Source organism: Adhaeribacter swui, from assembly GCF_014217805.1.
In the GTDB taxonomy this organism is placed as follows: domain Bacteria; phylum Bacteroidota; class Bacteroidia; order Cytophagales; family Hymenobacteraceae; genus Adhaeribacter; species Adhaeribacter swui.
The window spans coordinates 1,779,954-1,798,149 of the sequence record NZ_CP055156.1; the positions used below are offsets into that span (position 1 = coordinate 1,779,954).

The 18,196-nt window shown below is 44.4% G+C and carries 15 protein-coding genes; 3 read left to right on the top strand and 12 right to left on the bottom strand.

Annotated elements, in window-relative coordinates:
* Positions 1-115: 115 nt before the first annotated feature.
* The gene (locus tag HUW51_RS08085) at positions 116-1,045 is read right to left on the bottom strand and encodes an NAD-dependent epimerase/dehydratase family protein (RefSeq protein WP_185273467.1); all 930 of its coding nucleotides are present in this window, start codon (positions 1,043-1,045) and stop codon (positions 116-118) included.
* A gap of 169 nt (positions 1,046-1,214) precedes the next feature.
* Positions 1,215-1,844 carry a Crp/Fnr family transcriptional regulator gene (locus HUW51_RS08090; protein ID WP_185273468.1) on the bottom strand — a complete coding sequence of 210 codons (630 nt, stop codon included), beginning with the start codon at positions 1,842-1,844 and terminating at the stop codon, positions 1,215-1,217.
* Between the two features lie 234 nt (positions 1,845-2,078).
* On the opposite strand from HUW51_RS08090, the gene HUW51_RS08095 reads away from it, so the two are divergent.
* Positions 2,079-3,056: a pseudouridine synthase gene (locus HUW51_RS08095; RefSeq protein ID WP_185273469.1), complete on the top strand. Its 978-nt coding sequence runs from the start codon at positions 2,079-2,081 to the stop codon at positions 3,054-3,056.
* A 48-nt stretch (positions 3,057-3,104) separates the two neighbouring features.
* On the opposite strand, the gene HUW51_RS08100 is transcribed toward HUW51_RS08095, so the two are convergent.
* Positions 3,105-3,998, bottom strand: a complete 894-nt coding sequence (locus HUW51_RS08100) for an aldo/keto reductase (RefSeq protein WP_185273470.1) — start codon at positions 3,996-3,998, stop codon at positions 3,105-3,107.
* 231 nt (positions 3,999-4,229) lie between these two features.
* The gene (gene hrpB, locus HUW51_RS08105) at positions 4,230-6,773 is read right to left on the bottom strand and encodes an ATP-dependent helicase HrpB (RefSeq protein WP_185273471.1); all 2,544 of its coding nucleotides are present in this window, start codon (positions 6,771-6,773) and stop codon (positions 4,230-4,232) included.
* A 97-nt stretch (positions 6,774-6,870) separates the two neighbouring features.
* On the opposite strand from hrpB, the gene HUW51_RS08110 reads away from it, so the two are divergent.
* Positions 6,871-7,731 carry a restriction endonuclease gene (locus HUW51_RS08110; protein ID WP_185273472.1) on the top strand — a complete coding sequence of 287 codons (861 nt, stop codon included), beginning with the start codon at positions 6,871-6,873 and terminating at the stop codon, positions 7,729-7,731.
* Positions 7,732-7,801: 70 nt separating this feature from the next.
* On the opposite strand, the gene HUW51_RS08115 is transcribed toward HUW51_RS08110, so the two are convergent.
* On the bottom strand, positions 7,802-8,983 hold the full coding sequence (locus HUW51_RS08115; protein ID WP_228466967.1) for a putative sensor domain DACNV-containing protein: 1,182 nt from the start codon (positions 8,981-8,983) through the stop codon (positions 7,802-7,804).
* A 377-nt stretch (positions 8,984-9,360) separates the two neighbouring features.
* On the opposite strand from HUW51_RS08115, the gene HUW51_RS08120 reads away from it, so the two are divergent.
* A complete protein-coding gene (locus HUW51_RS08120; RefSeq protein ID WP_185273473.1) occupies positions 9,361-9,558 on the top strand; it encodes a hypothetical protein in 198 nt (65 codons plus the stop codon).
* A gap of 224 nt (positions 9,559-9,782) precedes the next feature.
* Here the strand turns inward: HUW51_RS08120 and HUW51_RS08125 are convergent, their stop codons facing one another.
* The 7 genes from HUW51_RS08125 to HUW51_RS08155 form a co-directional block, all read right to left on the bottom strand.
* Positions 9,783-9,995 carry a VF530 family protein gene (locus tag HUW51_RS08125; RefSeq protein WP_185273474.1) on the bottom strand — a complete coding sequence of 71 codons (213 nt, stop codon included), beginning with the start codon at positions 9,993-9,995 and terminating at the stop codon, positions 9,783-9,785.
* A gap of 22 nt (positions 9,996-10,017) precedes the next feature.
* Positions 10,018-10,455, bottom strand: coding sequence for a CBS domain-containing protein (locus HUW51_RS08130; RefSeq protein WP_185273475.1), 438 nt, complete (start codon positions 10,453-10,455; stop codon positions 10,018-10,020).
* Between the two features lie 122 nt (positions 10,456-10,577).
* Positions 10,578-11,750, bottom strand: coding sequence for a glycoside hydrolase family 18 protein (locus tag HUW51_RS08135; protein ID WP_185273476.1), 1,173 nt, complete (start codon positions 11,748-11,750; stop codon positions 10,578-10,580).
* Between the two features lie 55 nt (positions 11,751-11,805).
* Positions 11,806-12,267 carry a hypothetical protein gene (locus tag HUW51_RS08140; RefSeq protein WP_185273477.1) on the bottom strand — a complete coding sequence of 154 codons (462 nt, stop codon included), beginning with the start codon at positions 12,265-12,267 and terminating at the stop codon, positions 11,806-11,808.
* Positions 12,268-12,312: 45 nt separating this feature from the next.
* Entirely contained in the window at positions 12,313-13,809 is a 1,497-nt protein-coding gene (locus tag HUW51_RS08145; RefSeq protein ID WP_185273478.1) for a peptide MFS transporter, read from the bottom strand.
* 457 nt (positions 13,810-14,266) lie between these two features.
* Positions 14,267-15,799 carry a CehA/McbA family metallohydrolase gene (locus tag HUW51_RS08150; RefSeq protein WP_228466968.1) on the bottom strand — a complete coding sequence of 511 codons (1,533 nt, stop codon included), beginning with the start codon at positions 15,797-15,799 and terminating at the stop codon, positions 14,267-14,269.
* Between the two features lie 440 nt (positions 15,800-16,239).
* A complete protein-coding gene (locus HUW51_RS08155; RefSeq protein ID WP_185273480.1) occupies positions 16,240-18,018 on the bottom strand; it encodes an ABC transporter ATP-binding protein in 1,779 nt (592 codons plus the stop codon).
* Positions 18,019-18,196: the final 178 nt, after the last annotated feature.

An 18,196-nucleotide genomic window follows, 5' to 3' on the forward strand; every position in this document is an offset into this window, starting at 1 on the left:
GTATAAAGTTATCCACAAGTCTGCTGCCGGAAATAAGGCGTCTTTATCTACCTTGCTTTTGTTGATAAGTCAACTTGGTCAGTAATTTAGTAACCCGAATTTCTTGTAAAAGAACTTACTTAATTAAAGTGCGCAGCAGGGGCATGTACTGGGTAATACCCGTGGTATAAGCTGTAGGTTTTATGCCAAACTTGTTCTCAAATTTCTGAGAACTAAATACGTAATCGTATTGATACTGATAATACAATTCGGCAGTTTCCGCAATCAATTTATTAAATAATCCAATAGTCTGTAGCATCAACTTATTTACTTTAGTAAAGTTTGGCTTGGTATTAAAAGCATCGGCTGCTAGCTTAATAAATTCGTAGCCGGTAAGAGCGGGCGCTGTGGGTATATGCCAGATTTGATTATCGGTTTCGGGATGTTGGCCTAATAAATACACTGCTTTGCCCGCATCTGGTATGTAAATAAAGGCGTGCTTAGCTTCCGGATTACCCAGCCACATGGCTTTAGCCTTCTGGGCGTATTTAGCCAGCACCATACCATCGTAAAAGCTATTGAGGCTATCGGTACCATAAAAATCGGGAGCCCGGGCAATGGTAGCGCGTAAATTGCCAGTTTGGGCTTCGTTCATTAACTTTTCGGCAATTTTAGCGCGTACTTCGCCTTTTGCGCTATTGGGGTTATAAGGTGTTTCCTCGGTCATCTGCCCGCGAACGTGGCCGTACATATACACATTATCGAAGAAGATTAGCCGGGCTCCTGTGGCTTTTGTAGCATCAATCAAATTTTGCATGATTACCGGCCACTCGGCCGCCCATACTTTTTTATTGTACTGCAAGCCAGCGCACATGTAAATAACCGTAGAGCCTTGCACGGCCTGTAATACCTGTTGATAATTTTTTAAATCGGCCCCTGTCCAGGTAGCATTTTTAAAATTTTCGATTTTGCGGCGGCTTACCAAACGTACGGGTAAGTTATTTTTTAATAATTCATGCGCCAGCGCATTGCTGACCGGTCCGCCAGCACCTAATATAGTATGCATAGTTTTTGATGTTTATAACTGATGCAAGCTAAGGCGAATTATTTGTTTAAAACGTTAACAAAAGATAATAAAGTAAGAGCTTAATAATTTAATGATGAATAGATTGAGCGTGTGGTTGAAAAGGGAATAAGCTACTTTATGAACGCAGGCAATTTTAAAAAATTTAATTTTAAGCAGCAATGGCCTTTGCTTTGCCGGATGCAACAATTCTTTTCCGGATGCGGGACAGGGATACTGGGGTAATTCCTAAGTAATTGGCTACGTAATGCTGCGGAATGCGCTGCAATAAATCGGGCTGTTGCTCTAATAAGTGGCGGTAGCGTTCTTCGGGTGTTTGCGTAACAAAAGCTACCACCCGCTCTTCGTAGCAGCAAATCAGGTACTCCGCTACCAAACGGCCAAAGCGTTCCATTTTATAAGCAATTCTCGGATCGGTGCTTAATTGCTGCAAAGTAGCGTGCGAAAAGCAAATTACCTCGGCATCTTCCAGGGCTTCTACGTGCGTTATACTGGGTTCTTGTTTTAAAAAACTGCGGTAAGAACTTACCAGTTCGCCTGCGAAACAAAAGTAATTACTAATTTCTACGCCATTTTTTAAAAAGAAAAAGCGAAAAGAACCCGAATAAATATAACCTACCTCCTGGCAAACGGCGCCTCCCTTAACAAAAGTCTTGTGTTTCTTTAGTTTTCGCAGGTACAAATGCGACGTAAACAATTCCCATTCCTCATCCGTGAATGTGATAAAAACTTTCAGGTTACGCCGAAAAATGGTCAGCATCAAATCAGTCAATTCGGCCATACGAATTAAATTTTTTAAAATTTACGGAATATTTTAAATTTTTATGCAGAGTACTTTATTAAAACCAGGAGGTGGCGAAAGAAAGCCTCATTTTTCTGGCTCCGGATGATTACCTTTGCCCATGTATTTAACGCCCAAACAGACAACTCACATTAGCGTTATTTTACCATTTTATATACCATTGTCCGCCCGCTAACGTAAAATTTTAAAAATCGGGGTAAACAGGAAAACTACATGGAAGCAAAACGATTAAATAAATTTATCAGCGATACGGGTTTCTGTTCGCGGCGCGAGGCTGATAATTTGTTGGAACAAGGCCGGGTAACGGTAAACGGTAAAGTTCCGGATGCAGGCACCAAAGTAACCGCTCAGGATAAAGTACGCATCGACGGCGAAATGCTCCGCATCCGGCACGAAGAACCCGTGTTTCTATTATTTAACAAGCCGGCTGGTATTGCCACAACCACCGATCTTTCAGTCAGAAACAATATTATTCAGGCGCTGAATTACCCGGCTTCTTTGCAGCCCATTGGCTTTTTAGACCGCGACGCCGAAGGTTTACTTTTGCTAAGCAACGATACCGAATGGGCCCGGAAAATGACCAAAGCCGATACCCGCTACGAAAAAGAATATATAGTAACGGTAGATAAATTGATTTCCCCGGATTTTTTAAATAAAGTAAGCGAAGGCGGCATTCCGGAGCCCGGCGAAGAACGCAAGAAAAATTTTGTTAACCGATTAGGTACCAATCGTTTTAGGATAGTGCTGGAACCCGGCACCAACCACCACCTGAAACGCGTAGTAGAAGGCTTAGGCTATAAAATTGTGCATTTGCAAAGAACCCGCTTAAGCGATTTAACCGCCGGAAAACTTCACGTAGGCATGTGGCGCACCTTAACCGGCACCGAAATAACCAGCCTTAAAAACGAGATTTCTCAAAAAGCCCGCCGGAACTTCGGCTCTTCCCGGGTGGCCGATGATTTTACTGACGAAGACTTTGCGCCACGTACTACCCGCCCTGCTAAGCCCAAAACCCCGGCAAAACCTGGCACTTCAACCCGGAGTGCTACTCCTGCTAACAGAAGTGCAAAAAGTTCGCCGCGCAGCACCGGCTCCACGGGGCAGAAGCGGATTGGTAAAAGCAAACCCGCCTCAGCTCGCCCGGCTTCCCGTAATACCAGTCGCAGAACTGGTGGCTCGCCGAAGAGGTAGCGAGCCTTAAACCAATTCTATTTATTCAATCCAGGAATTTTTAAAAAATTACATTTCCCCGCGGGAGATAGCGTATAGTTCGTACCAATCCTGATGCTCCAGATCGATGGTGAACGCTTTGGCAGCGTGGCGTAGGCGTTGTTCGTCGCGGGTACCCAGGAGTGGCAAAGCATCCAGTTTAATAATCCAGGCGACAGCAATAGATTCCGGATCGGCGTTATACTTCTCCCCCATTTGCTGGAGCTTTTGCCGTACACGCACGGCTACTTCATCGGTACCATTCGCAATGCGGCCATCGGCCAGCGGCCCAGAAGCAATTGGGCGCATGTAGCGCTGCCGGCTGTAATCGATCTGGCCATTATCCAGAGCCAAGGTATTCAGTAAATTCAGCTCAATGTGGTTGGTTACAATCGGAATGTTGAGATAAGCGGCCAATAACTGGTGCTGGAAAACCGTAAAGTTAGCCACCCCAATGTTTTTTACCTTGCCCGATTCTTTTAGCTGCCGCAGCGTAATGGCGGTTTCCTCCAGATTAGAAATAGGATCGAGGTAGTTTAACAAGAAAATATCAATGTAATCGGTTTGCAGATTACGCAACGATTCGTCCAGACAACGCAATATGTGTTGGCGCGAGGTATCGTAATGTTTTACACGTACTTCGGGCTTGCTCGGGTGCGGCAGTCGCAAGCCACACTTGGTAAATAACACAATATCTTCGCGTTTAAACGATTTCTGGCTAATTACCTGCCCGAATAATTCTTCGGCGTGGTACGTGCCGTAAATATCGGCGTGGTCGAAGGTGTTAATGCCCAGTTCCAAGCAAAGATTAACAATCTTTTCCATGGCGGCGGGGGTGGTGTTTTGCTCTTCCTGCCAACGGTGAAAACTGTAAACGGCGGGGGATACTTTGGGTCCAGCGTCGCTTAAATAAATTTTTTGCATGCGTAAATTTCTAATTTTATCCTGGGTGCTATCGACCATCAAACTTAAACGTTATTCCGGATATTTGTTGCTTAAAGTTATAAAGAGCCAAATAAAGTATTTTTATACCCCGGTATTAGTTTGTAAAAAAGTAAAAATTTAAAAAAATTATGCTGGCACAGGCATGCGCTAATTAATAAACTAATTGCTTTTTTTAAATTTTCTCTTTTTACAAAGATGCAAACAAATTTATTATCCTGGTCTTTTCTTAGTACCTCGCGTTGGTGGCGCCGAGAGCGGATCTTCGGGCCAGTGGTGTTTGGGATAACGACCGCGTAAATCTTTCCGGACATCAAAATACCCGGTGTTCCAAAAACTGCGCAAATCGCGGGTTACCTGCACCGGGCGCGAAGCCGGCGAAAGCAGATGGATGAGTAAAGGTACTTTGCCGTTGCCAATGCGAGGCGTATCCAGCATTCCGAAAACTTCTTGCAAGCGCACTGCCAAAACCGGGGATGTTACCTCAGAATAATCTAAAGCAATGCGGGAACCACTGGGCACGGTGAGATGCGTGGGCGCTAGGCGATCCATTTCCTGACGTTGCTCCCAGGATAAATCACTCAGCAAAATTTCTTTAAAATCCAGCCGGGCTACTTGCTCCAGCGAGCGTAATTGCAGCAAGTGCGGGCGCAGCCATTCCGATGCAGTAGCAGCTAACGCCTCATCGGAAACATCGGGCCAGCGCTCGAGTTCTAATTGATGCAGAAACTGCAGCCGTTGGCGGGTATTTTGCGCTTCTTCGGACCAAGGCAAGCGGCTGATGCCTTTTTCGAGTAAAGCTTGCAGCAACACATCGGCGACTAATTCCGGATTGGGTTTTGTTTGCGTTGTTTCTTCCAGAATTAAAGCACCCAATCGGGTAATTTGCCGGGCACTGACGCGGCCGGTATTTTCTTCGTAGCGTACTTCCTGTTGTTGTTCTAACTGGCCGCTAAAGTGTTTTATAAGATCTGATTTAGCTACCGGCGCCGCCAGTAAAATGCGCGCCTGGTTATTGGTTTTCAAATGAGCAACGCCGTAAAATTCGGCTTCTGAAAACAGTTCAGTGGCTAAATTTGCCCGCTGGCCCGTAATGAGTCGTACCCTCCCGGAAGTTTCCCGTTGGGCCAAACGATCGGGGTAAGCTAAAGCCGTGAGTAAGCCGGCGGCTTCCGGCGCCAATTTGCTATCTGTGGCCCGAATTCGCTGGCGCAAATGACGGGCTTGTTCGCGCACCCGGCGTAAAATGCTTTCTTCTACGGTAAAGCCTGGTGTGGGCGGCCGTTGGCCAGCTAATAATTCCAACCGTAAAGCCAAATCAGGTAAAAGATTGGTTTGGCTATTATCCTGGGATTTTAAAATATCGCGCTCCGCGAGCAAGGCGGCCAAGGCGCAAGCCGTAGAACCTAAGCCTAAGTGATGGCCCTGCACTACCAAATGGCCCAAGCGGGGCGGTAAACCTAAAGCCGCTAAAGCTTTTCCGTGACGAGTAGCGTTGCCAGCAGCGTCTATGGCTTCAAGGCGCAATAATAGGTCGCGGGCTAAGGCTATAGCGGCCGCTGGTGGTTGGTCTAACCATTTTAAGGAAGCAATGTCTTTTATGCCCCAAATAGCTAGTTCCAGGGCTAAACTGCTCAGGTCGGCCTCGCAGATTTCGGGCGCTTGTTGCTCGGGTAATTGCAACTGGTCGGCCTTCGACCATAATCGGAAACAAACGCCGGGGCCTAAGCGCCCGGCTCTACCCCGCCGTTGGTCAGCGGCGGCTTGCGATACCGGAACCGTTGCCAGGGTAGTAAGCCCGGTACAGGCAACAAACTTTGGCACCCGGGCCAGGCCGGCGTCTATTACAATTTTTACGCCCGCAATAGTTAAACTGGTTTCGGCAATGCTGGTGGCTAATACTACTTTGCGTTGCCCTTTTGCGGTAGGTTGGATAGCGGCTTGTTGTTGAGCTAAGCTTAGTTCGCCGTGCAGCAAATGCAACTGGGTGTTGGTGGGTAATTTACCTTCCAGGTGTTGCGCTACTTTGCGCATTTCGCCTAAACCAGGTAAAAAAACTAAAACATCTCCTTCGGGATGCTGCGTTAAGGCTTGTCGGATGGTTTTGGGTACTAAGTTCTGCAAACGATCCTGGGTGCGGCTGCCCGCTGCGGCTACTTCGGCAGGAGTAGAATAATGCGTTTTCACGGGGAACATTCGTCCTTCGCTGCGTATAATGGGTGCTGTCAGCCAGTTAGCAATACCGGCGGCATCCAGAGTAGCACTCATTACTAAAATGCGTAAGTCGGGCCGTAATACTGCCTGGGCATCCAGAGTCAGGGCTAATCCTAAATCTGCTTGCAAGCTTCTTTCGTGAAACTCGTCGAAAATGATGGCGGCTACTCCTTCCAGAGCCGGATCATCCTGCAACAGTCGGGTTAAAATGCCTTCGGTTACTACTTCAATCTGCGTTTTATCCGAAATGGCCCGTTCCATCCTTACCCGGTACCCAACTGTTTCGCCTACCTTTTCGTGGAGTAAATCAGCCATGCGCTGGGCGGAAGCCCGGGCAGCTAAGCGGCGGGGTTCCAGCATGATAATTTTGCCTTGATTTCGCCAGGCAGCTTCTAATAAAGCTAAAGGTACTAAGGTGGTTTTACCGGCCCCTGGAGGTGCTTCCAAGATAGCGCGGCTATTGGTATCTAAAGCTTGTACGAGCCGCGGCAAAGCTTCAGTAACGGGTAAGTTGGGTAGTAGCGGTAACAGAATATTAGACATTTATATGCAAGATCACAATTCTTTATTCATCTACTTATAAGTAATAATATAAGTGAATAAAGAATCTAGAGTTATTAAAATTTAACTGTCAAAGACCATGAAAGCATGGAGTTATAAACAACATATAAATCCGAAGATAATAAATGATTTTCCATTTAATTCTAATTGTAGGTATTGTGGAAACAAAATGGAGATTCAAGAAATTAAATCCTACTGGGATATTACTGCTGCTGAGTTTATTAAAACTTTTGAAGAATTGAAGTTTTACATGAGAAAAGAAACTGGAGTAGGAGATGAAACTTTGAATTTAAGACCGGATACTTTAGATGATGAATCTACTTCTCTACTGCATTGTAACATCTGTAGTTGGTGGCGGATTCAAAAGCATTTATCCATGTGGGCACCATCTCAATTGTGGGATTCCTACTTTGGGGTAAGTGGTGTATTAAAAAATCTTGACTTTACAGATCAGAGTATTCCCATAAAGGAAATTCGTAATTATTTAGCTGCACGTTATAACCACCGCTTCCATATTCATCCAAAGGTTTTTGAAGAAGTGGTTTCTAGTGTTTTTAAAAGTTTAGGATATAATAATTACATCACAGCATATTCCAATGATGGAGGAATTGATGTTGTATTAGAAAGACCAGATAAGGAATTAATTGGAATTCAAATAAAACGTTATAAAAAATCTATTAAAGTAGAACAGATAAGATCCTTTTTAGGAGCATTAATGATTAATAATATGACTAAAGGATTATTTGTCTGTACTTCAGATTTTCAATCAGGTTGTTTTCCAATAAGCAAATCTTTTCCAATAATGTTAATTAACGCCCAGAGCTTTTATGAAGCTCTAAAAGAGGCACAACAGAAAGACAATGATAATGCTTTTGAATTTAACAAGAGTTCGATTCCACGACTATATTATTTTGATAGCCTTCACCGAAATAGTTTATAAAGTAAGTAAATCAATGTATAATTTTAAAAATTTACATTGATTTACAACTAGTAAGTTAAATTGCTTTCTCCTACAGCAACAAGCTATCTACCCGGTGTGCATGTACCATGCCTTCGCACGGCGACCACGAAAATATAGTAAAACGGCCGTCCTGAGAAGCTACAAGTGCGTGTGCATCGCGTTGGTCGTATACAAATTGGGCCGCCGATAAATGCCGGGTACCGCCGTTTTGCGCCGGATGAATAATTAAAGGCTCCGCTCCCAGAATAGGTTCGGTTACAATTATCTGTTCTACCGGCGGTTTATCGGGCGGTCGACGAATTTTAGCTCCAAAGGCAAGCAGTTCGTATTGGTCGCTGATAATGGTAGCGCCATCTACGGCTGTTACTCCCGCCACCCCTTCTACCGCTTGGCGCAGCTTAGCTTGCCAGTAACTGGAGCCTTGTTCTTGTTCTTCCTGCTTCAGAATCGCAGATAAACCATCAAAGGCCGGCTGAATGGCATAGGAAATAGGGTGAATAATGGAATCGCGCCAGGTTTGGGTACCATGCGGAACTACCAGCAAACTACCCCCGCGTTTATGGGCCCGCATAGATGCTGCTAATTGTACCAGCACATCTACCGAACCGTTCCAGGTGGTAGGGGTGGTAAAACCTAACAAAGAAGTGAGCACAGCCGGACAATCGGGTAAGCTGGCACTTTGCTCATCAATAATTTTTACTTCGTCGCCTTTTAATACGGCCACATTCACAAACTTGCCGAAGCTATCTTGTCCGCGGTGTTTAATTACCAGCAAGCCCGGCTCAATTACCTCCAGTACAAAACATAAACTAGGTATCTGGCGAGTGGCTCCCCACACGTATAAATCATCGCCTTGCCCCCATACGCCTAAATGAATACCGGGCCGTTCTACAGCTGGGCCCAGTTTTGTAAGGCTGCTGGGAGTAAGAGCCAGTTTTTGCTCAAACAACATGGGCTGAAAGGCTTGTTCCGGGGGCAGAAAAGCTAAGGAAATTTGCGGCGAATGTCCTTCTTCACGTCGTAAGCTGGCCCAAAATGCAACGTCCACAATGGCCTCGATAGCCGTTTCATCCGGAGTAGAAGTTACAATATGCTCCCGGTGTTGGTTGGCTGTTGTAAGTTCCGCAAAGTGTTGTTCAATGGCCGGGGCTACTACCCGGGCAGCCTGGTATCGGGTTTCGCGGTTCATTTTACGACGGTGTGCAGAAGGTAAAGGCTCACGTTTTAACATATACTAAAATTCGAAATTACGCTGGATTCTGTTGAGGTGCAAACAAACAGAACGCTATAAAGTTGCCAGACAATACATGGCAGTAACGGAGAAGCAAGCAGGAAGTTAATTTAGAATTACGGATTAGCAACCACTGGTATTTTAGGCAAGAGATCACCAACACATAAATGCTTGGGTGGATGTTTACAATTTATATATTATATATAGAAAAATTATTTGTTAAATTTTTATTAATTCTAAATTTTTATTATAATTGTTACAGACATATAGCTGATTTGGTGAATAATAGCACAATGTTGCTGCGGAGGTATCTGCACCCAAATTAGTAAACCCTACTAATGACCTAACCAATTAATCAACCTATTAAAATTACCCTAATGGAAAAGCTACAGGCAATGCTCCGGCTCATGGAATCAGATGAATTTTTGTTAATCACGAAAACAAAAGATCAGGATGGTATAACGTATAACCGCGATATGACAGACAGCCACGCGCGACGATTTTGCCTGCAAGTATACGAACACATTAAGAACGGTCAGCAAACCTTAAACGCTTTTAAGCAATTATTTAAATAAGCTACTCGCCTGTTTGGCAAAGTTTTGCCGGAAGTTAGTTGTCAGCAAAACTTTACAGAGAAATTAGCCTACCTTAAATAACAAACATTTAATAAACCAGAAAGCCGGAGAAGCATTTTACTTTCTCCGGCTTTCTGGTTTTTAGTTTAGAAGTAAGTTGACAATATAAAAATTTAAAAAATAGGGGCTACTAGTTGTAAACAGCTAAAAGCCAAGCTGCTTAATCAAATACTTTTTAAGTAAAGGTTTTCTACTTTTTGGCGGGCCCAAGGCGTTTTCCGCAGAAAAGTTAAGCTGGATTTAATGCTGGGGTTGTTGGTAAAACTTTTAATGTTTATCCTGGCACCCAATTCTTCCCAACCGTAATAGTTTACCAGGTGCGTTAAAATCATCTCCAGCGTTTTACCGTGCAACGGATTATTCTTTTGTTCTTCCATTTAACTGTAAACCAGGCAGTATTTATTGTTGATTGGAGATGTAGTTTTGCAAACTATCAATGATAAACTTTTGCTCTTCCATCAGGTGTTTTACAATATCGCTCATTGAGATAATGCCTACTACTTTATCGCTATCATCCAGCACCGGTAAATACCGGATTACTTTATCGGTCATCAGGTTCATGCATTCTTTCACAGTGGTAGTGGGCGTTACCGTAACCGGGTGGTCGTTCATGATTTCTTTAATGAGCGTTTTCTTCGAAGCTTTTCCTTCCAGAATCACTTTACGGGCATAATCTCTTTCCGTAAAAATGCCGATAAACTTGTCGGAATCCATTACCAGCAAAGCGCCTACATTTTTATTCATCATCATTTCCAAGGCGTTGTAAACCGTAGAATACGATTCGATGGTGATGGTGGCGTAACCTTTCTTTTGCAAAATATTCTTTACGTGGCTCATAATTGTCTTGTTAAGTTTAGCAGCTTCGGGTTTAGAGCATTTAAATATTTAAAAGTACAATATATTAAAAAAGCCGGGATAAAAAATACCCCGGCTAAATAAGTGCCTAAAAGTAAGGCTTTTTACTGCGTAACGCCCTTGTTCAAGTTCCGGTTAACTTCGTCGAGTAAATATTCCTTGGGGTCGGAGTTGTATTCCCAGAACATCACGCCTGCCAGTTTATTATCGAGCACGAACTTACATTTCTCCCGCACGGATTCTTCGTCTTCGTAGGTTATAAATTTCTTTTCGGCGGCATTGTACAAGTAAGGTGCTTTGGCTTTTTTATCGCGGTACGCTTTGTAGCCGTTTTTATTAATCAGGCTGTCTTTTAACATGGTGTAACCGCCGCCCTGGGTAGTGCCGGTGGTTTTTTGCCCCAAGCCTTTTTTCTTGGCTTCGGCCAGGTTAAAGCCTTTACCGTAAAACGCCAAACCCATTACCAACTTAGAAGCAGGAATACCTAAAGCCGTATAGTCTTTAAAAGCTTTAGCAGCGTAATCTTTGGTGTCGTACTTTTTAGAAGCGTATAAGTTAGTGTGGTGACCCGCTACCTGCCCGCCGGAATAATCGTAGGTCATCATGTTAATGTAATCCAGGTATTGCTGCGCTTTGCCCATTTCGGTGTGGTTAATAAAATCCGTGAAGGTGGGAATAGCCGTAGTAAGCAAATATTTTTTGCCGGTTTGGGCTCCTAGTTTATCCAGTTCCTGCCGGATGGCCGCAAACATCAGCGTAAAGTTTTGGGTATCTTCAGGCCGGTAAATGTTGCCCTCTTCCCCTTTAATAGCCGGGTATTCCCAATCAATATCCACCCCATCGAGTTGGTTTTCCTGCATGATGCGCACGCAACTGGCGGCAAAGGCCTGCCGGGAAGTATCGGAAAGTACCGCGTCGGAGAAGTTCTCGCTCCAGGCCCAACCGCCCAGCGAAATTAAAATTTTCAGTTCCGGATTTTGCTTTTTCAACAAATTTAGCTTCCGGAAATTAGTAGTATCGGTGGCCAAATTCGTGAGAAAAGCCCGGTTGCCCTTTACATCCACAAAAGCATAGTTGATGTGCGTTAACTTATTGGCGCTAATGTTTTCGGTATTAATCAGTCCCCGAAAGCCACCCACGTACCCGATTATTACTGGCTTGTTGGTTGCTGTTGCGGTTTGGGCCAGTACTTGGGTAGAAACAGAAAAATGGATTAGTAAGTAAAACAAGAAACAAGCATAGCCTTGTTTTTTAAATAAAGTAGTAAGTTTTCGCATATAAGTTTGTGGTTCAGTTTGATGATGATAATGAATGATAAATTTAAAAATACTTTCAGGTTGAATGATCTTCAATAAGAATGAGCTCCCATTTGCCATTTTTCTTTTGAAAAAAATGATAGACTAGAGTACCCGTATCTTCTATTGTATAAATCAGGTTTATTAAATTATTATTTAAATTTTCTTTATCTATGCGACTAGGAGTAAGGTTTAAATAATTGGTATACTCCCATTTATTCCTATCAATAAAGGTAATTGAATCCTTATCATCAACTGAATAAATAACTTTTATTGGGAATTTTATTCTGGAATACTGGAAAGTTGAATCATCAGAAAATTTTTTAAGAAAGATATCAAAGTTATTCTCATTAACTGGGTTATACGTTGGTATACTTGTTAAAGCATGGCCTTTTGTTAAAGGTGAAGTTGTGGTAGGTAGTTGTCCATTGTGAGATTCTTTATGAGAATTATTGCAGCTAATGAATAAAAACAGCCAAATAAATGTAATCAATCGCATTTCGCATAATTTAGATTTACTGTTTACTCATCTTCCAACTATAACCTATCGCACATCCGCCATCCACTTACGAATGAGCGGGCTCAGGCAAATTAACAGCACGCCGATCCCCAACGACCAAAGACCTATTTTACTTAGAATAGCCGCGTAATAAGGCAGTGATAACACCGGGTTGTTCACTACTTCTTCCGGAACGCTCATTAAGGCCCCGATTTTACCCGCCAGAAACTCCCCTACGGCCGAAGCAAAAAACCAAATACCCATCATAAGGGCTACCATGCGCGCCGGTGAAAGTTTGGTAACCATGCTCAGGCCAATAGGCGAAAGGCATAATTCGCCGCAGATGATAAAAAAGTATCCCAGAATAAAAGCAGTTAAAGAAATTAAACCGGTCTCCGTACCCATGTGGCAGGCAGCGTAAAACACGTAAAAGCCTAAGCCCACGAAAATAAACGAGAGCCCGAATTTAAGCGGCGTAGATGGTTCTATCCCTTTGCGGTTAAGCACCGGCCAAAGCCAGGCGAAAAAGAAGCTGAGAATAATCACCCAGGCGGGCGGCAGAAAGTTATTTACGGATAAAGCGGGCAGTTCTGTGCCGGCAACGTGCATATCTACATTGCGCATGGCAAACAAATTAAGCGATCCGGCATTTTGTTCGTAAAAAGCCCAGAACAGCGCTGAAAATACGATCATGACCAAGGCAGCCATTAATTTACTCCGGGCCATACCATCCATCCGAAACGCCATTACTAAAATGTATACCAGCGACACGGCTCCTAACCCGAACATAATGTAGTCCATGAAATGGTATTGGTTAAAGAGTGCAACCACCACGGGTATCACCAACAGCGAAGCGGCATAAATAATTATTTCGGTGGAAATGCCGGCAAACACCGGTTTTTTTAAATTTTTTACATCGGGCGGCAAGCCTCGATGTTGCAAGGAGTTTTTACCCAGGTAAAATACGATTAACCCTACCAGCATAAAAATACCGGCTAAACCAAAGCCATAATGCCAGTTAATACGCTGCCCCACGTAGCCGCACAACAAACCGCCTATGGCAGCTCCCACGTTAATACCCATGTAAAAAATGGAAAAACCGCTATCCCGACGAGGATCGTTTTCGGCGTACAGGGTTCCGACCAGGCTGGAAATGTTAGGTTTAAAAAAACCATTGCCGCAAATAATAAAAGCCATGCCGTAAAAAAAACTCCAGCCCTGCGGTAAGGCCATTATCAGGTGCCCAATGGACATCAAAATACCGCCAAATATCACGGCTTTGCGGTAACCTAAAAACCGGTCGGCCATCATGCCGCCAAACAGGGGCATGGTATATACTAAAGCGGCGTAGGAACCCAGAATAGCGTAACCTTTTGGCTCCGGAAATTTTAGTTGCGTAACCATATACGCCAGCAGCAAGGCCTTCATGCCGTAGAAAGAAAACCGTTCCCACATTTCGGCAAAAAAGAGCAAGTATAATTGCTTGGGATGGCCGATACTAGTGGGTGGAGCTTCGGCAATTTGGGTTTCCGTAATATCCATTAAAATGTAATGTTATGATTGTTGATGGAGGCTGATACCAGAGTAACGGGAAATTCATTTTTTTATTCCGGCTTCTCTAATATTGTAGAACTACGGAATATATAAAACTTAGTCCGGTTATCCACAAATTTTATCCGATGGAAAGGTTTTCCTTTGGAGCCTTTTCAAGTCTCCATGCTCGGGTTCCATCTTATTTGAACGGGCTGAGTTTGCCTCATGGCCGGCAGGCATCGTTTGACTCTTTCGGGCTGGTCTAAGCTTCCTTTGCTCGTGCCTCGCAATGCTGCGCACCGGAACCTTAGAAGGCCCTCAACAGCCAAACTGGTGTCAGTTACTTTTAATTAAATCATACCAGTTTGGCAAGCGGCTAGAAACAATAAATAATATAAAAATATCCTACCATCAGCACGATCTTTAATCCTGAGAATCTCTAAATCCTATAAATCCCGGTTCAGACTTACCTCAATTGCTTTTTCATGCCTTTAATAACTTGCTGGGTTTCGGCAATACGTCTTTCCAGACCGGCGCGGTATTGCCAGGCACGGTATTGCGGATCGGCTTGGCGGTTTTTTAAATCTTTTTTAAGTTCTTTTAAGTATCCTTCGCTTAATTTTAAATATTGAGGAGCAGTAGCCGGGTTATGAAAGTTTTTGCCATCAACCTGCACGTATACCGGCGTCGTGTGGGCCGCTTGGGTAGGATTACCGTAGGCGCGGGCTGCCAACCAAATGCCTTGCTCTGCTGGTATATCAAGTGTCAAGGAAAGATGCTCCGTTGATTGCCCTGCATCTGAAATGCTAACCCGGCCCAAAACTTTACCGTGCCCCACAATCTCTAAACTTTGTAAAGGTACCTGAGCAGCGTTGCCGTAAGCATGTGCCGTAATATGTAAGGTTGTTCCTTTACTTACCGGCAATTTGCTACCGGGTAGCTGGCCATTTACTTCAAAGCTCAACATGGGACCATTGGAAACAAAGGTATGACCGGCGGCCAGACCGGCTTTCCAGCTATTGTAGGTTAAGGGGCCATCCACGTAAGTATAGAAACGAACATTGCCCAGTCGCGCTGAACGTTCGGGTGGTCCGGTAGCGTGGTCGTTGCCGCACCATGGAAAATCGGAGCCGGCTACCGCGGTAACCGGAATGCCCAGATCCAGCAAGTGGTAGTAATGGTTGGTAATTAAAGGCTTATCCGAAGCGCAGAATTGCAGCAACTCTAGTACATCTACTTTGCCGCGCAAGCCATCCAGCGTCAAGCCCCGGTAGCCGTGAAACGTTTCGGCTTGGTGCGCATAACCGCCCAGTCCGCCTAATTCGCGGAGCTTATCAAAAACTTTGTCGTAGTAATAATATTCTTTGCCAAACCGAACCTTGTCGGAAGCGCCTATTCCTAAGGCATGACCTAGTTCGGGGGTACGTGGGTCTTCCTGACCGGAGGTCAATAAATAATCATTTTTCTGATACACGCCTTTCTCACCCCAGGCATATTGCGGGTAATAAGCTTCCCAGAAATCGCCCATGCGCAGCATTACGCCTACGTGTACATCCTCGGCCTGGGTCCAGGTTAAAAGCAAAGAATCTTCGCGCGGCGAACGCCGGATGTGGATGTGATCATCGGCAGAGTACCAGCCTTTTTCGGGCATATTAATCCACCGTTTTAGTTGGTAGTTTTGCTGCTGTACCTGTCCGGCTTCGATTTGTAGTTGGTGTTTTTGTTCGAGGTATTCCGGTCCTTTAGCCAGTGATAATTGGTACGTACCCGGCGGCAAATCCAAACTAAATTGTCCGGCTACATAATATGAACTATCCGGTTGGTAATCGTAGCCATCCGCATGGTCCCATACACCATACATTACACCCACAGCAGCTTTTGGTAGCTTTTTCACTGCCCAGCCATTCCGGCTCAAACGCACCCGGACCGGCGTTAACTGGTTGGTTGTAGCATCGGTTACCTGTACTTCTAATCGGCCCGAAGCTGGTTGTTGGGCCAAAAGCGGAACAGGCAGTGCTAAACCAATAATCAAAAAAAACTGAAATAGAACAACGGTTAGAGTTTGGCTAGCTTGGTGCATCCGGCTTTTATTGTCTGAACCTTGATTTACTTGATTAAAGGATTAACTTGATGCTATCTGAATCGGGAAACAAACAGATTATACGGGTTTCGCAGATGATAAAATGTTAGAATGACCAGGTGAAATTTAAAGAATATGGGTAAAAAGCTCCCTTCCTTAGATAAGGAGGGGCAGGGATGGTTGATTTTGCAACAGAATCATTTTCCTAAAAACAGGACAACCGTTTCACGATCATCTAATGCTTTTATATCAGCCACTCTCTAATCTACTTAGCATTAAGTTAATCCTTTAATCAAGCAAATCAAGGTTCCGACACTAATCTGCGAAATCCGTACAATCCGTTTAATCCGCGATTCAGACTATACTAAAGCCGGCTTTTCTTCTACGTGCCGTTCGCCGATTTGCTGGCGCCACATGGCGTAGTACAAACCTTTTTGGGCGAGTAACTCCAGGTGTTTGCCCGATTCGGCAATGCGGCCGCGCTCCAGCACGTAAATACAATCGGCGTGCAACACCGTAGAAAGGCGGTGCGCAATTAAGATAGTGATGTGGTTGGCGTTCCGGGAAACATCGCGGACCGTTTTGCTGATTTCTTCTTCGGTTAAAGAATCTAAAGCCGAGGTAGCTTCGTCGAAAACTAGTAAAGTAGGGTTACGCAACAAAGCCCGGGCAATACTTAAACGTTGCTTTTCGCCACCCGACACTTTTACTCCCCCTTCGCCCAAAACCGTATCCAGTCCTTTGTCGGCGCGGGCCAGCAAAGAACCGCAAGCCGCATTCCGGAGCGCTGCCAAACAATCGGCATCGGTGGCGTTTGGCGCGACGAACAATAAATTTTCGCGGATAGTACCGGCAAATAATTGGGTATCCTGAGTAACAAAGCCCATTTGTTCGCGCAGATTATCCAGGTCTAGCTCCTCGCCCGGAATATTGTTGTACAAAATGCGGCCTTCCTCGGGTTTATACAAGCCTACCAGCAATTTTACCAGCGTTGTTTTACCAGAACCCGATGGACCCACAAAAGCAATGGTTTCGCCTAATTGCGTTTTAAAAGAAATACCATCAAGTGCCCGGCTGGCAGCAGTTTGGTGTTTAAACTTAACGTTCTCGAAAGCCAGGGTTTGAATAGTTTGGAGCGGCGCCGGATGGGCTGGCCGAACTTCTTTGGGCGTGTCTAGTATTTTCTGGAAGTTATCCAGCGAGACTTCGGTTTCGCGGTAAATATTAATAATGTTACCCAGTTCCTGTAATGGCCCGAAAATAAAGAACGAATAAATAAACATGGAAATAAAATCGCCCACGGTTATCCGGTTAATAAATACCAGGTAGAGCATCAGCAACAAAATAACGTTGCGCAGTAAGTTCACGCAGGTACCTTGCACAAAGCTCAAACTCCGGATGTACTTTACCTTTTTCAGTTCTAATTTTAAAATTTTGTCGGTGGTGTTGTTTAACCGCACTGTTTCCTGCTGCGCTAAGCCCAAACTTTTAACCAGTTCAATGTTGCGCAGCGATTCGGTAGTGGCACCGGCCAGCGAGGTAGTTTCGGCCACAATGGTTTTCTGGATTACTTTAATTTTTTTACTCAGCACCGAGCTTAAAATACCCAGAATAGGCACTGCTGAGAAGTAAACCGGCGCAATAACCCAGTACACGTTAATGGCATACACCACCACGAAAATTATCCCGATTAAAGAAGTGAAAAGCACGTTGATAAAATTGGAAATAAGCTTTTCCACATCAATCCGTACTTTTTGCAGCTTGCCCAGGGTTTCGCCGCTGCGCTGGTCTTCGAACACCGAATAAGGTAAATCCAGGGAATGGCGCAGGCCGTCGGAGTAAATCTGCGCGCCAAGCCGCTGGGTAATCACGTTTACGTAGTAATCCTGAAAGGCTTTGGCAATGCGCGATACCATAGCGACACCCATCGCCAATAAAATTAAAGTACCGGCTCCTTTAAAGAACTCCGGGGTAGATAATTTTAATTTTTTGGTAACAGCAGCGGTCGCGTAGTCATCAATGATCTTCCGCAAAATAAGCGGGTCCAGGAGCGAAAAGGTTTGGTTAATAGCGGCCAGCAATAAGGCCAGAAAGACCAACCACTTGTATTGTTTTAAATATTCAAAGAGCAGTTTCATACGGAAAGATTAATGCGGAAGAGGTACCAATTATAAGTAACCAGCACCTTCTGTAAATTGTTATGGACGCTTAAAAAATCGAATCAGCTACTTCATAAAAGATAATAGCTAATTAATTGGCTCTCAAAGTTAAAAAATCAAATTGAAAATAAGGGGTAGGTTATTTTTTCTGTCGGTA

Excerpts from the sequence above, each read along its gene's own strand:
- HUW51_RS08085 (WP_185273467.1), bottom strand. The coding sequence starts at position 1,045 with ATGCATACTATATTAGGTGCTGGCGGACCGGTCAGCAATGCGCTGGCG.
- HUW51_RS08090 (WP_185273468.1), bottom strand. The coding sequence starts at position 1,844 with ATGGCCGAATTGACTGATTTGATGCTGACCATTTTTCGGCGTAACCTG.
- HUW51_RS08095 (WP_185273469.1), top strand. The coding sequence starts at position 2,079 with ATGGAAGCAAAACGATTAAATAAATTTATCAGCGATACGGGTTTCTGT.
- HUW51_RS08100 (WP_185273470.1), bottom strand. The coding sequence starts at position 3,998 with ATGCAAAAAATTTATTTAAGCGACGCTGGACCCAAAGTATCCCCCGCC.
- hrpB (WP_185273471.1), bottom strand. The coding sequence starts at position 6,773 with ATGTCTAATATTCTGTTACCGCTACTACCCAACTTACCCGTTACTGAA.
- HUW51_RS08110 (WP_185273472.1), top strand. The coding sequence starts at position 6,871 with ATGAAAGCATGGAGTTATAAACAACATATAAATCCGAAGATAATAAAT.
- HUW51_RS08115 (WP_228466967.1), bottom strand. The coding sequence starts at position 8,983 with ATGTTAAAACGTGAGCCTTTACCTTCTGCACACCGTCGTAAAATGAAC.
- HUW51_RS08120 (WP_185273473.1), top strand. The coding sequence starts at position 9,361 with ATGGAAAAGCTACAGGCAATGCTCCGGCTCATGGAATCAGATGAATTT.
- HUW51_RS08125 (WP_185273474.1), bottom strand. The coding sequence starts at position 9,995 with ATGGAAGAACAAAAGAATAATCCGTTGCACGGTAAAACGCTGGAGATG.
- HUW51_RS08130 (WP_185273475.1), bottom strand. The coding sequence starts at position 10,455 with ATGAGCCACGTAAAGAATATTTTGCAAAAGAAAGGTTACGCCACCATC.
- HUW51_RS08135 (WP_185273476.1), bottom strand. The coding sequence starts at position 11,750 with ATGCGAAAACTTACTACTTTATTTAAAAAACAAGGCTATGCTTGTTTC.
- HUW51_RS08140 (WP_185273477.1), bottom strand. The coding sequence starts at position 12,267 with ATGCGATTGATTACATTTATTTGGCTGTTTTTATTCATTAGCTGCAAT.
- HUW51_RS08145 (WP_185273478.1), bottom strand. The coding sequence starts at position 13,809 with ATGGATATTACGGAAACCCAAATTGCCGAAGCTCCACCCACTAGTATC.
- HUW51_RS08155 (WP_185273480.1), bottom strand. The coding sequence starts at position 18,018 with ATGAAACTGCTCTTTGAATATTTAAAACAATACAAGTGGTTGGTCTTT.